The following is a 13,668-nucleotide window of genomic DNA, read 5'->3' as shown; positions in this document are numbered from 1 at the left end:
GAGGGAGTCCAGGGAGTCCACGGAGTCGCCCGACGGGGACCTCGCGGTCAGCGGGTCCGCGGTGGGCGCGCCGGACCTGCCCCCCGAGCCGTCGGCAGCGTTCATGCACAGATGATAGGCGTCGCGGACTCGTCGGTGGTCATAGGGTGAGCATGGCGCTGACCGGCCGACCAGGTAGCGCGTCTCGCCCCTTGAACCCCGCCAGCTCGATGACGACCTCCACCGCGACGACGTGGCCACCGGCGCGCTCCACGAGCTCGCACGCGGCCGCCGCCGTACCGCCCGTCGCCAGCACGTCGTCCATCACGAGCACGCGCGGCGTGCCCTGCAGGGCGTCGGTGTGCATCTCGATCGTCGCCTGCCCGTATTCGAGGGAATAGCTCACCGCGTGGACGTCGTGCGGCAGCTTGCCCTCCTTGCGGACGGGCACGAAGCCGATGCCCAGCGCGTACGCCACCGCCGTCGCCAGGATGAAGCCCCGGGCCTCGATGCCCACTACGGCGTCGACCTGGCCGCGGTAGCGCCCGGCGATGTCGTCGACCACCGCACGCAGCGCCGTGCCATCGCCGAGCAGGGGGGTGAAGTCGCGGAAAAGGACGCCCGGCTCGGGGAAGTCGGGGATCTCCCGCAACCGCGAGTGGACGAGCTGGGCGATGGGGCTGTCGTTCATCGTTTCGACCTCGGCAGACGGCGGGGCTGGTTGCGCGGCCCGGTGTTCAGGGACGGGTGGATCGGCCGTCCCGTCGCGGTGCGCGGCACGTCGTCCACGTCGCCATCCTGCCCGGCGCGCGCCCCCTCCGGCGCCGGTAGCGTGACCGACTCGTCGGCCGCCGTGGTGCTCGTCGCCGTCGCGGTGGTCGGTGCGGTCCCCGCGGTGGCGGCGGTCGCCGCGCGCTTGCGGTCGGCGACGGTACGTCGCGCGCCCGCGCCCTCCGGCGTACCGTCGGTGTCCGCGCCGTCGAACTCGGCTGCGGCCGAGCCCTGCTGGCGAGCCGCCGCCGCCCCGCTCCGGGCGGACTTGGCGCGGTGCCGTTCAACGCGGTGGGCGAGCTTCTTCATCTCGGGTTCGCCCTCGCGCAGGTGCGCGTACAGGGGGGTGGCGATGAAGATCGAGGAGTACGCGCCGACCGCGATCCCGACGAACAGCGCCAGCGCGAGGTCGGTGAGCGTGCCGGGGCCGATGACCGTCAGGCCGGTCACGAGGATCGCGGCCACCGGCAGCAGCGCCACGATCGTCGTGTTGATCGAGCGGACCAGCGTCTGGTTGACCGCGAGGTTGGCCGCGTCCGAGAACGTGCTGCGCCCGGAGGCGATCGCGTCGTCGGTGTTCTCGCGGACCTTGTCGAAGACGACGACGGTGTCATAGAGCGAGTAGCCGAGGATCGTCAGGAACCCGATCATCGAGGCCGGGGTAACCTCGAAGCCGGCGAGCGCGTAGATGCCGACCGTGATGAAGATGTCGTGGAACAGCGCGACCAGGGCCGCGGCGGCCATCTTCCAGGTGCGGAAGTACACGGCCAGCACGATCGAGACCAGCAGCAGGAACCAGGCCAGGGCCTGCAGCGCCTGCTTGCTGACCGAGGCACCCCACGACGGCCCGATGACGCTGGTCGTCACGGAGTCGGCCGGCACGGAGAACTCCTTGGCGAGGGCCTCGGAGACCGACTTGGCCTTGTCCGGGTCGAACTTCTCGGTCTCCACTCGGACGTCGCTCTGGCCGACCTTGGTGACCTTGGCGCCCTCGACGCCCCCGGCGTCGGCGACGACCTTGCGCGCCCGCTGCTCGAAGCCGTCGAGGCTGGCGACCTTGGCGATCCGGAAGTCCGAGCCGCCGGTGAACTCGATGCCGAGGTTCAGATGCCGTACGCCGAGTCCCAGCGCGGCCAGGGCGAAGAGGACGAGGGACACGACGTACCAGGTCTTGCGCCGGCCGACGAAGTCGATCGAGCGCTTGCCGGTGTAGAGGTCGTTACCGAACTGGGCGATGTTCATGCCGTCACCTCCCGGGCCGTCGCCGTGGCGCCGGCCACGCGGCCGCGCCCGCGGTAGCGCGGGGTCGCGCCCAGCCGCTCCGGGGAGAGCCCGGACCACGGATGCCCGCTACCGAAGAACTTCGTCGTAGCCAGCAGCGTCAGCAACGGGTGGGTGAACAGGAAGGTCACGATCACGTCGAGGATGGTGGTCAGCATGAGCATGAACGCGAAGCCGCGCACGTTGCTCGCGGCCAGCAGGTAGAGCACCGCGGCGGCGAGGAAGTTGACCGCGTCCGAGATGAGGATGGTCCGCTTGGCGCGCGCCCAGCCGGTCTCGACGGCGGCCTGGAGCGCGCGGCCCTCCCGGATCTCGTCGCGCACCCGCTCGAAGTAGACGATGAAGCTGTCCGCGGTCGTGCCGATGGCGACGATGGCGCCGGTGACGCCGGCCATGGTCAGGCGCAGGTTCTGGCTCCAGCCGAACAGCGTGATCGTGAGGTAGGTCAGCAGCGCGACCACCGCGATCGAGGAGATCGTCACGAAACCAAGGGCGCGGTACTGGAACAGCGAGTAAACCACCACGAGCAGCAGGCCGATGGCGCCGGCGATCAGGCCCTTGCGGAGCTGATCGCCACCGATCGTCGGGCTGATGTCCTGAAGCTCCTGGGCCTGGAAGCTCATCGGCAGCGAACCGAACTTCAGCTGGTCGGCCAGCAGCTTGGAACTCTCCGCGGTGAAGTTGCCGCTGATCTGGGCGGACCCGTCGAGGATGGCGCTGCTGAAGTACGGCGCCGAGATGACCCGCCCGTCCATTACGACGGCGAGCTGGTTGGCGGGACGCTGCAGACCGACCATGAGCTGGCTGACGGCCGAGTAGACGTCGGTCGGGTAGCCGCCCTGCATCCGCAGGTTGACGACCCAGCGGCCGGTCGTGGCGCCCTGCGGAGTCGTTTCGGGGCCGCTCGTGGCATCGGCGAGGGCGTCGCCGGTGAGGATCGCCGGGCCGAGCACGTACTTTTCCGTCACCTGGTTGTTCGCCGCCGGGTTGGCGCTGCCGCAGACGACCGTCGGCTTGGTGAGGTCTTCCTTCGTGGGGTCGAAGTCCTTCTGCGGGCACTGCAGCTCGATGGCCGCCTTCTGGACGTCGGCGGTGACCCAGGACTGGTTCGTCGCGTACTGCGCCAGCCGCTTCGGGTCGTTCTTCACGGACTCCGACCACTGCGGCTTGGCGTTCGGGTCGGCCGGGGCGCTGGTGAACGGGTTGCCCGGGGCCTGCGGCGCGGCAGGCGTCGCCGGTGCGGCGGGGGTAGTCCCCGGGGCGGCAGGAGTGGTTGCGGCGGGGGCCGGGGTCGTGGGGTCGGCCGCGACGGCGCGATCGCCGGCGGTTCGCAGGGCCTCGGGGACCACGGCCTGGGCCGCCTTGGTGGTGGCCGCGCTGGTCGCCCCAGTCGTCCCCGACGGCGCCGGGGTCCCCACGGACGCGCTGGCCCCGGGGAGCGTGCTCGGGTTGCCGGTCGCGGGCGGGGCGGAGCCGGACCCGCCCGGCAGCGTCGTCGGGTTCCCGGTGGCGCCGGCGCCGGTCGGCAGCTCGGCGAGGACGGGCCGGAACCGCATCTGGCTGGACTGCTCAAGCGCGCGCTGCTGGTCCTGGCCGATCTTGCCGGGAACGGTGACGACGACGTTGGTCCCCAGGGTGCTCACCTCGGCCTCGGCGACACCCTGGCCGTCGACGCGCTTGCGGATGATGTCGACCGCGCGGGACAGCTCCTCGGTGTTGACGTCCTCCCCCGAGCGCACCTGCGGCTTGAGGATCATCTGCGTGCCGCCCTCGAGGTCGAGGCCGAGCTTCGGCGTGAGCTGCGCCTCCCCCCACCGGTTCACCGCCAGGAGGAAGCCGGCCAGGCCAAGCGTGATCACCAGCATCGCCAACAGCGTGCGGAGCGGCTTACGCCGATGTGGGTTCTTCGCCATCAGTTTCGAGTCCTCGATTACGCCGCCGCCGCGAGATCGCGGCGCTGTCCGGGTCGCCAGTCACCCGCGGACACCCGTGCGAGTCTAAGTGACCCGCCCAATCCGAGGCGAAACGGCTCGCGGCGCCGCCGCGATCGGTCGGGGGCCGCCGTCGCCGTCCCGGTCGTCAAAAGCGGCCGGTCGTCCCGCCCCAGGGCAGCTCGTCCTGACGGAGGCCGGGAAGGCCCCCGCCCGCCGCGGGTGCCGAGGGGGCCGCCCCGCCCGACGTACCGGCCCAGGCCGCGCCGCCCGGCGCACCCGGCGCTCCGGGTGGGGCCGCGAGGCCGAGGTGCGCCCAGGCCGCCGCCGAGGCGGCGCGGCCGCGCGGCGTACGGATCATGAACCCCTCCCGGACCAGGTACGGCTCCGCGACCGTCTCGACCGTGTCCGGCTCCTCGCCCACGGCGACCGCCAGGGTGGTCAGCCCCACCGGGCCCCCGGCGAACCGGCGGCAGAGCGCGTCGAGCACCGCCCGGTCCAGCCGGTCCAGTCCGGCCGAGTCCACGTCGAACAGGGCCAGCGCGGCCATCGCGGCGTCCCGGTCGACGACGTCCTGGCCGAGCACCTGAGCCCAGTCCCGCACCCGGCGCAGCAGCCGGTTGGCGATCCGGGGCGTGCCCCGGGATCGGCGCGCGATCTCGCTGACCCCGGCCTCGTCGGTCGCGACCCCCAGCAGCCGCGCGGAGCGCAGAATGATGGCCACGAGGTCGTCCACCTCGTAGTAGTCCAGGTGCCCCGTGAACCCGAATCGGTCCCGCAGCGGCGCCGGCAACAGCCCGGCCCGGGTCGTCGCCGCCACGACGGTGAACGGCGCGAGCTCCAGCGGGATCGCCGTCGCCCCCGGCCCCTTGCCCACGACGATGTCGACCCGGAAGTCCTCCATGGCGAGGTAGAGCATCTCCTCCGCCGCGCGCGACATCCGGTGGATCTCGTCGAGGAAGAGCACCTCCCCCTCGGTCAGGCTGGACAGGATCGAGGCCAGGTCGCCGGCGTGCTGGATGGCCGGGCCGCTGGTCACCCGGATCGGCGCCTCCAGCTCGGCCGCGACGATCATCGCGAGCGTCGTCTTGCCGAGTCCGGGAGGTCCGGACAGGAGCATGTGGTCCGGCGGCGTGCCGCGCCGACGGGCGGCCTCCAGCACGAGCCCCAGCTGTTCGCGCACCCGGGTCTGGCCCGCGATCTCCGCCAGCCGCTTGGGCCGCAGCGCCGCCTCGACGCGGCGTTCGTCGTCGGCGTCGAAGGACCCCTCCAGCGTGGGGTCGACGACGCGGGCGGTGGCGTCGTAGGAGCCGTCGCCGTACTCGTCCCCGGATCCGGGCTCGCCGCGCTCCCCCGCGTCGTACCCGGGTTCGCCCGCGCGCCCCGCGCCGCCGTACGTCGTGTCGCGCCCCGCGCCGCCGTACGTCGTGTCGCGCTCCGCCTCGTCGTACGGCGGGAACGGCCCCACCTCGGCGCCCCGGCGCGGCGGGCCAGGCGTCATCGGCCGAGCTCCCGCAGCGCGGCACGCAGGGCCTCGGCCACGGGCGGATTCGCCCCCAGCCCATCGGCTACCCTGCCCACCGCGTCATCCGCCTGCTTAACCGACCACCCCAGCCCCACGAGTGCCTCGCGCACCTGCTCGCGCCAGGGCTCACCCGCCGGCGGTGCCACGGCGCCCGCCGCCCCGCCCTCGGCGCCCCCAGGGCCGCCCGCCAGCGCGCCGATCTTGTCGCGCAGCTCCAAGACGAGCCGCTCCGCGCCCTTCTTGCCGACGCCCGGGACCTTGGTCAGCGCCCCGATGTCGCCCGTCGCCAACGCCGCCCGCAGCGCCTCCGGCGGGTGCACGGCCAGCATGGCCAGCGCCAGCCGCGGGCCCACCCCCGAGACGGTCTGGACCACCTCGAACAGCTCGCGTTCGGCGACGGCGCCGAAGCCATAGAGGGTGAGGGAGTCCTCGCGCACGACCAGCGAGGTGAACAGCCGCGCGGGCGTGCCCACCCGCAGCGCGGCCGCCGTGCCCGGCGTGGTCCGGACCTGGAGGCCCACGCCGCCCACCTCGACCACGGCCTGGTCCAGCCCGACGTGCGTCGTCGTCCCGGACACCGAGGCGATCATGGGGCCACCCTCCTGGGATGCGTCGTCGTGGCGGCCGGTCGGGCCGTGCTGCCGAGCGTACGACGCGGCACCGACACCGGTGCTGCCGCCCGCGCGACCGCGGCCTCGATGCGCTCCTGCGCACCCCCGCGCCACACGTGACAGACGGCGAGCGCCAGGGCATCGGCGGCGTCGGCGGGTCGCGGCTTCTCCGAGAGCCGGAGAATCCGGGTGATCATCGTCGTGACCTGGGCCTTGTCGGCGCGCCCGTTGCCGGTGACCGCCGCCTTCACCTCGCTGGGGGTGTGCAGGGCCAACGGCAGCCCCAGCCGGGCCGCCGCGAGCATGGGGATCGCGCTGGCCTGGGCGGTGCCCATGATGGTGGAGACGTCGTGGCGGGCGAACACGCGCTCCACGGCGATCGCGTCCGGCCGGTAGCGGGCGATCCACTCGTCGATCTCGGTCTGCACCGTGAGAAGTCGCTCCGGGGTGGGATCCCCGGACGGCGTACGGACCACGCCCACCGCCACCATCGTCAGCGGGCGACCGACCCCGCCGTCGACCACGCCGAGGCCGCACCGCGTCAGGCCGGGATCGACCCCGAGCACCCGCATCCGCCCTCCCGTCGCACATGTGTCCTAACGAGACCGTACCGGGCGGGACGCCTCCGACTCCGCAGACTCGCCGCGCGCCTGCAGAACCTGCCGGACGCGATCTGCCAAGGCGGCCGGAACCACCCACTCGGGATCGCGCCCCGACCTGCTCGACACGCCGTGGAGACCAGCCCGAACGCCGACCAGCGCGGCGTACAGCTCCGGACACGTCGGACAGCCAGCCAGATGACGTTCCAGCCGGCTCCGCTCCTGGGAATCCAGTTCGTCGTCCAGATAGTCCTCGACGCGCGAGCGCGCATCCCAGCAGCGCAGCGGCACCCCGTCGCGGTGGGGAGGGAGCGGTGGCGGCCCGTCGGCGAGCAGGCTCACCAGCGCCGCCCGACCGCGCCGGATCCGCGCCTTCGCCGCCGGCACACCGACGTCCTGCACGCGCGCCACCTCGGCGGACGTGAGTCCCTCCACGTCATGCAACAGGACGGCCGAGCGCACCTCCGCGGGCAGTCGGATCAGCGCATCCGCCAGCTCCTCAACCACCTCCGCGCGGCGCACGACGGCCTCGCCGTCGACGGTGTAGGCGTCGGCCTGCCAGGCCGCCTCGACCGCCCGGTCCAGATCGTCGCCCCCCATGGGCACCTCGCGGTCGGCCCGCACCTGATCGACGAACCGGTGGTGCAGGACGCGACGCAACCACGTCCCCGGCGACGCCTCGCCCCGGAAGCCGGAACCGCGCTCTAGCGCCCGCAGCAGAGTCTCCTGCACCAGATCCGCCGCTGCCGTCTCGTCCCGGGTCAGCAGCAGGGCGTACCGCAACAAGCCCGGGATCTGGTCGGTCAGTTCGGCCGGTCTCAGCGCCATGCCTCGAGCCTGCCAGAGCACGCCGTACGTCGTCCGTCGCCGCGAACCTCCAGATCCCACCGTGAGCGCCGATTCCCGCCGTTAGCGCGCGCTGCAGTGCGCGCTCTTCGAGGTATCCCGCGCCGATGGCGGGAAACGGCGTCATCGCCTCGACACGCCTCAGTCGGACCCGCCCTAGCGGCGCGTCGTCCCGCACGTGCTGGCGCCGACCAAACGGTAAAGCGGGCAGAACCGCACCGTGCCCGTCACCCCCATCAGCACGGCCACGACGAGCAACACGATTCCTGCGGTCGAGCCGAACCCGACGAGGTAGGCCGCGATCAGCGCGATGACCGCGATGCCGAAGCGGATAAGCCGATCAGTGCTGCCGACGTTGGTGTTCACCAGGACTCCCTCACAAGATCCGAACGGGGACGAACCCTAGACGGTCGACCACGCCCAAGGGATACTCCACTCACCCTGTGATCTGCGCCACCGGCAGCGCTGTGGCGTCTCGACCCTGGCGCCATCCGGCCACCCAGGGCGTGCCACAAGGCCGCCCTAGTCGTCGGCGTCCAGCTCCGCGGCGACCTCGTCGCTGACGTCCCCGTTGACGAAGACGTTCTGGACGTCGTCGCTGTCCTCCAGGGCGTCGACCACCCGCATCATCTTCCGCGCGCCGTCGGCGTCCAGCTCGACCTTGAGGTTCGGGACGAACTCGGCCTCGGCGGACTCGTAGTCGTAGCCCGCCTCCTGCACCGCCTTGCGGATGGTCACGAAGTCGGTGGCCTCGGAGACGATCTCGAAGCTGTCGCCGAGGTCGTTGACCTCCTCGGCGCCCGCCTCCAGCACCGCCTCGAGCAGCCCGTCCTCGGTCAGCGTCTGCGCGCCCTGCGCCTTCGGCACGACGACGACGCCCTTGCGGTCGAACACATAGGCCACCGAGCCCGGGTCGGCCAGGGTACCGCCGTTGCGGGTCAGGGCCGTGCGCACCTCCGCGGCGGCGCGGTTCCGGTTGTCCGTGAGGCACTCGATGAGCACGGCCACGCCGCCGGGCGCGTAGCCCTCGTACGTGATGTTCTGCCAGTCCGCGCCGCCGGCCTCCGCGCCGGAGCCTCGCTTGACCGCACGGTCGATGTTGTCATTGGGCACCGAGGCCTTCTTGGCCTTCTGCATGGCGTCGTACAGGGTCGGGTTTCCCCCGGGGTCACCGCCGCCGGTGCGCGCCGCGACCTCGATGTTCTTGATGAGCTTCGCGAAGAGCTTGCCCCGCTTGGCGTCGATCGCGGCCTTCTTGTGCTTGGTCGTCGCCCACTTGGAGTGCCCACTCATCGCTGCTGCTCTTCTCTCTCGAACCTGCCGATGCCGGCGCCGCACACCCCACGCGCACCGGCAGCTGTCGCAGCTGCCGCAACCGTCCTGGTGGGGCGGGCACCTCGTATGACTCGTGTGATCCGCCGCGGCACGACCCCGCGCGGACCCCGCACGATCTTACCGGCCGCGTACCAGCTCCACGAACAGGGCGTGGATGCGGTCGTCGCCGCTCACCTCGGGGTGGAACGACGTGGCCAGCAGGTTCTGCTGCCGTACGGCGACGACGCGGCCGCGCTCGGCCCCTTCATCCACCGTGGCGAGCACCTCGACCCCCGGCCCCACCGACTCGACCCACGGCGCCCGGATGAACACCGCCCGCATCGGCCGGTCCTCCTGCGCCACCCCGCGCACCCGCAGGTCCGCCTCGAAGCTGTCGACCTGGCGGCCGAAGGCGTTGCGGCGCACCGTGACGTCCAGCCCGCCGAGCGTCTCCTGATCGGCGCGGCCGTCGACGAGGCGGTCGGCGAGCATGATCAGGCCGGCGCAGGAACCGTACGCCGGGAGCCCCGCGGCCAGCAGCTCCCGCAGCGGGCCGAACAGCCCGAACGCCCGCACGAGCTTGTCGATGGTGGTGGACTCCCCGCCCGGGATGACGATGCCCGCCAGGGCCACGAGGTCGTCGGGACGCCGCACGGGTACGGCGTACGCGCCGCACCGCTCCAGCGCCGCCGCGTGCTCCCGGACGTCGCCCTGGACGGCCAGGACGCCGATGCGCGGGCGGGGGCGTGAGGCGCCGAGGGGCCCGTCCGTCCCGTGCATGCCGTCTGACCCGAGGGTCACCAGCCGCGCTCGGCCAGCCGGTGCGGCACCGGGATGTCGTCGACGTTGATGCCGACCATCGCCTCACCGAGCCCGCGGGACACCTCGGCGATGACCTTGGGGTCGTCGTAGAAGGTCGTCGCCTTGACGATCGCGGCGGCCCGCTGGGCCGGGTTGCCGGACTTGAAGATGCCGGACCCGACGAAGACCCCTTCGGCGCCGAGCTGCATCATCATCGCGGCGTCGGCCGGGGTCGCGATCCCGCCGGCGGTGAACAGCACCACGGGGAGCTTGCCGGCCTCGGCGACCTCCTTGACCAGCTCGTACGGCGCCTGCAGCTCCTTGGCTGCGACGTACAGCTCGTCCTCGGCCATGTTCTGCAGCCGGCGGATCTCCTTGCGCATCGCGCGCATGTGCGTGGTGGCGTTGGAGACGTCCCCGGTGCCCGCCTCGCCCTTCGAGCGGATCATCGCCGCGCCCTCGGTGATGCGCCGCAGCGCCTCGCCGAGGTTGGTCGAGCCGCACACGAAGGGGACGGTGAAGGCCCACTTGTCGATGTGGTTCTCGTAGTCCGCCGGGGTGAGCACCTCGGACTCGTCGATGTAGTCCACCCCGAGCGCCTGCAGCACCTGGGCCTCGACGAAGTGACCGATGCGCGCCTTGGCCATCACCGGAATCGAGACGGCCTCGATGATGCCCGCGATCATGTCCGGGTCGCTCATCCGCGAGACCCCGCCCTGGGCGCGGATGTCCGCGGGCACCCGCTCCAGCGCCATCACGGCCACCGCCCCGGCGTCCTCGGCGATCCGGGCCTGCTCGGCGGTGACGACGTCCATGATCACGCCGCCCTTGAGCATCTCGGCCATGCCGCGCTTGACGCGGGTGGTGCCGGTGCCCCCGGCCGACCCGGCGGTGGGGTGGTGGGTATCGCTCACGGGTATGGCCTTTCGTTCTACTCCGAGGGTGCGGCGGCGGTACGGCGAGAGGGGTCGCGGTCGTCCCGCGCTGATGAGGCGGTGGCGCAGTACGCCGCACGGGAGCTTAACGCCTGGTGGCGTCGCCCCGAACGGCGCCCCGGCCCCTGACCATCTCGGGCACCGGCTCGGCGACGCGTCCGGTCACCGCACCGCCCCTTCGCTCGCGCCCAGGTCGTCGTCGAACTCGACCGTGCGCGGCAGGTCCGTGTGCCCGGCCAGGAAGAACAGCCGCACGAACACATTGCGTCGCAGCCGCAGCACGTCGGTCACCGCGTCGTTGTGGAAGCGTCGCGCCATCATCACGCGCTGCCCCGCGGAATCGAGCCGGCTCAGCGCCTCGTCGGCCAGCCCGTCGCCAAGTTCCACCGGCCCGTGCGCGCCGTCCTCGCCCGCGGCCTCCTCGAAATCCTCTTCAGCGGGCAGGATCAGCCGGATCGTCCGGGTCAGGTCGCTCTCGACTCCCTCCCGATCCGCCTGATTCGCATCCCCGGCCTCAAGGGACTCCGTCGCCGCGTCGGCGAGGATGAGGGCCGCCGCAGGATCCACCAGCCCGAGGTTCGCGACCTCCAGGACGGCCTCCGCGCGGCGTACCAGTTGGGCGTCGAGGGCCGCGTACGTCCCCTCCACCCGGGTGTGCAGCCGGTGCAGCCGCGCCGCCGTGTAGGTCAGGTACCAGGCGAAGGCCAGCAGGATCGCCACGATCAAGGTGATGGTATCGATGGTGGTCATCGGTCCTCCTCGACCTCATGCCGGCCGGAGATCGGATGCGGGCCCCCGGCGGCCGTTTCCCCGCCTCCGGTCCCCGATTCTCGGCGCCCCGCGCCCGGCGCCCGGCCCTCGCCGCGCAGCTCCCGGCGGCGTGATTCGGAACGCCGGCGCCGGCCCCGCAGCGGCCCCGAGTCCCGGCCCGCCACCGCCGTGGTCCCCTCCAGCACCGTCTCGTACACGGCAAGCACGTCGGCCGCCACCGAGGACCAGTCGTAGCGCCGGGCGTGCCGCCGCCCCGCCTCGCACAGGGCGTGCCGGCGCCGGGGGTCCGCCAGGAGGTCAGCGAGCGCCTCCCCGAGGGCCCCCGCGTCGCCGGTGGGGAACAACACGCCGCACCGCCCGGCGTCCAGCACGCGCGAGAACGCCGGCAGGTCGCTAGCCACCACCGGTGCGCCCGCCGCCATCGCCTCGACCAGCACGATCCCGAAGCTCTCGCCGCCGGTGTGCGGGGCGACGTAGGCGTCCACCGACGCCAGCAGCCGCGCCTTCGCGTCGTCGTCGATGCCCCCGAGGATCTCCACCGACCGCTCGGTGTCGGGACCGAGCCGCGCGCGGGCCGCGTCCGCGTCGCCGTACCCCGCCACCAGCAGCCGGGCGCCGGGATGCCGCCGCAGCACCGCGGGCATGGCCTCGAGCACCAGCGGCAACCCCTTGCGCGGTTCGTCGATGCGCCCGAGGAACGCGACCGTGGGCGCCTGCGGCGTTCCCTGCCAGGCGGGGTCCGGGGCGGCGGTCGCGAACCGGTCGACGAACACCCCGTTGGGGATCACGACGGCGTCGCCGCCGATGTGGGTGATGACCGTCTCGCGTGCCGACTCGGAGACGGCGATGCGGCCGTGGATCTTCTCGATGCTGCCGCGCACCATGGGGTACGCCGCCTGCATCGCGCGGCTGCGCACGAAGCTGGTGTGGAACGTCGCGATGGTCGGCCCCTCGACCGCCCACAGCGCCAGGATCGACAGCGACGGCGCGATCGGTTCGTGAATGTGCACGACGTCGAAGTTGCCCTGGTCCAACCACCGGGCGACGCGGCCGGCCGTGATCGGGCCGAAGGCGAGGCGGGCGACGGAGCCGTTGTACGGGATGGGGACGGCCTTGCCGGTGCCCTCGACGTACGGCGGGAGCGGGGTGTCCTCGTCGGCCGGGGCCAGGACCCGGACGTGGTGCCCGGTGTCGATGAGGTGTTCCGCCAGGTCCCGGACGTGGAATTGGACGCCGCCGGGGACATCGAAGCTGTAGGGACAGACGATCCCGATCCGCATCAGTCCCCCCGGCTGGTCTCGGCCGCCTCCGCCTCGTCGGGCCGTCCCGTCGATGATGCCCGCGGCGTTCGCCCCGGGTCCAGGTCCGCGACGAACACCTTCTGCATCATGTGCCAGTCCTGGGTGTGCTCGCGGATGGCCGCTCCCATGACGTCCGCGCAGGCCTGGGTCATCGCGGCAGCGCGGGCCCTCGACGTACCGCCTGCCGGCCCGGGGTCCGGAACGCGATCGTGGAAGGTGACCACCGTCCGCCACCCGCTGGGCAGGTCGGCGCGGGGCACCGGCTCGTAATGCACGCTGACCGGGTACAGGCTCGCGCCCGTCGCCACCGCCAGGGCCGCGGGGCCCGCCGCCATCCGGGCCCGCTGGCCGACGAAGGTGACCTCGACGCCGTGCCGGGTCAGGTCGCGATCCGCGACAAGCGGGATGACCCGACCACCGGCGCGGGCGGCGTCGAGGAGCTTCGGGAACGGCGGATCGCCGCCGGTCAACGGGTGGATCGTCATGCCGAGCCGGGTCCGGAGGGCGAGGAAGTCCGCGAACAGCTCCTCGGGCTCCAGCCGTTCGGCCACGGTCGTGACGGGCCCGAACTGCGTCGTCGACCAGGCGCCGGCCATGTCCCAGTTGCCCATGTGCGCGAGGAACGCCACGACGGAGCGGCCCGCGGCGAGATCGGCCCGGGGAGCATCGAAGCCCACCGGCCGCACCGCGGCGACAAGCGCGTCCTGATCGAGGTCGGGCAGGCGGAAGGCCTCGCACCAGTACCGCAGGTAGGACCTCATCCCGGCCCGCACCAGTCGCTCCAGCTCCGCGGGCGCCAGCTCCGGGCGCACCCGGGCGTAGTTGCGTCGGAGCCGGCCCACGTCGCGGGTGTCCCGCCGGTACGCGGCGTCGGCGAGGTGCTCGGAGAGCCGGTACGCCGTGCGGGGCGGGAGCTTGCGCACGATGGACCACCCGCCGCGGAACGCCGCGAGGGTGGCGCGATCGGCGAGCAGGGCCGGGAGGTGCTTGGCGGGTTCGGTGG

14 protein-coding genes are annotated in these 13,668 nt (G+C 72.8%); all 14 read right to left on the bottom strand.

What is annotated here, in order from left to right:
• Positions 1–139: 139 nt before the first annotated feature.
• A complete protein-coding gene (locus IPK37_17050; protein ID QQS00513.1) occupies positions 140–670 on the bottom strand; it encodes an adenine phosphoribosyltransferase in 531 nt (176 codons plus the stop codon).
• Positions 667–1,992, bottom strand: coding sequence for a protein translocase subunit SecF (gene secF, locus IPK37_17045; protein ID QQS00512.1), 1,326 nt, complete (start codon positions 1,990–1,992; stop codon positions 667–669). The genes IPK37_17050 and secF overlap by 4 nt, the downstream gene beginning before the upstream one ends.
• Positions 1,989–3,896, bottom strand: a complete 1,908-nt coding sequence (gene secD, locus IPK37_17040; protein ID QQS02967.1) for a protein translocase subunit SecD — start codon at positions 3,894–3,896, stop codon at positions 1,989–1,991. The genes secF and secD overlap by 4 nt, the downstream gene beginning before the upstream one ends.
• Before the next feature lie 214 nt (positions 3,897–4,110).
• Positions 4,111–5,235, bottom strand: coding sequence for a Holliday junction branch migration DNA helicase RuvB (gene ruvB / locus IPK37_17035; GenBank protein QQS02966.1), 1,125 nt, complete (start codon positions 5,233–5,235; stop codon positions 4,111–4,113).
• 224 nt (positions 5,236–5,459) lie between these two features.
• Positions 5,460–6,077 (bottom strand): Holliday junction branch migration protein RuvA, encoded by a 618-nt coding sequence (gene ruvA / locus IPK37_17030; protein ID QQS00511.1) that lies wholly within the window; start codon positions 6,075–6,077, stop codon positions 5,460–5,462.
• The gene (gene ruvC / locus IPK37_17025) at positions 6,074–6,670 is read right to left on the bottom strand and encodes a crossover junction endodeoxyribonuclease RuvC (protein ID QQS00510.1); all 597 of its coding nucleotides are present in this window, start codon (positions 6,668–6,670) and stop codon (positions 6,074–6,076) included. The genes ruvA and ruvC overlap by 4 nt, the downstream gene beginning before the upstream one ends.
• Before the next feature lie 24 nt (positions 6,671–6,694).
• On the bottom strand, positions 6,695–7,525 hold the full coding sequence (locus tag IPK37_17020; GenBank protein QQS00509.1) for a sigma-70 family RNA polymerase sigma factor: 831 nt from the start codon (positions 7,523–7,525) through the stop codon (positions 6,695–6,697).
• Positions 7,526–7,699: 174 nt separating this feature from the next.
• Positions 7,700–7,909, bottom strand: a complete 210-nt coding sequence (locus IPK37_17015; GenBank protein QQS00508.1) for a DUF2892 domain-containing protein — start codon at positions 7,907–7,909, stop codon at positions 7,700–7,702.
• 156 nt (positions 7,910–8,065) lie between these two features.
• A complete protein-coding gene (locus IPK37_17010; protein QQS00507.1) occupies positions 8,066–8,836 on the bottom strand; it encodes a YebC/PmpR family DNA-binding transcriptional regulator in 771 nt (256 codons plus the stop codon).
• 159 nt (positions 8,837–8,995) lie between these two features.
• Positions 8,996–9,637 (bottom strand): pyridoxal 5'-phosphate synthase glutaminase subunit PdxT, encoded by a 642-nt coding sequence (pdxT, locus tag IPK37_17005; protein QQS02965.1) that lies wholly within the window; start codon positions 9,635–9,637, stop codon positions 8,996–8,998.
• A gap of 17 nt (positions 9,638–9,654) precedes the next feature.
• On the bottom strand, positions 9,655–10,572 hold the full coding sequence (gene pdxS, locus IPK37_17000; GenBank protein ID QQS00506.1) for a pyridoxal 5'-phosphate synthase lyase subunit PdxS: 918 nt from the start codon (positions 10,570–10,572) through the stop codon (positions 9,655–9,657).
• A gap of 183 nt (positions 10,573–10,755) precedes the next feature.
• Complete coding sequence (locus IPK37_16995; GenBank protein QQS00505.1) at positions 10,756–11,343, bottom strand: hypothetical protein; 588 nt, start codon at positions 11,341–11,343, stop codon at positions 10,756–10,758.
• Positions 11,340–12,644: a glycosyltransferase family 4 protein gene (locus IPK37_16990; protein ID QQS00504.1), complete on the bottom strand. Its 1,305-nt coding sequence runs from the start codon at positions 12,642–12,644 to the stop codon at positions 11,340–11,342. The genes IPK37_16995 and IPK37_16990 overlap by 4 nt, the downstream gene beginning before the upstream one ends.
• The gene (locus IPK37_16985) at positions 12,644–13,639 is read right to left on the bottom strand and encodes a phosphatidylinositol mannoside acyltransferase (GenBank protein QQS02964.1); all 996 of its coding nucleotides are present in this window, start codon (positions 13,637–13,639) and stop codon (positions 12,644–12,646) included. The genes IPK37_16990 and IPK37_16985 overlap by 1 nt, the downstream gene beginning before the upstream one ends.
• Positions 13,640–13,668: the final 29 nt, after the last annotated feature.

The sequence above is a fragment of the Austwickia sp. genome, assembly GCA_016699675.1.
GTDB lineage: Bacteria > Actinomycetota > Actinomycetes > Actinomycetales > Dermatophilaceae > Austwickia.
The sequence above is the reverse complement of the archived record's forward strand: the minus strand, read 5'-3'. Positions and strand labels throughout refer to the sequence as shown.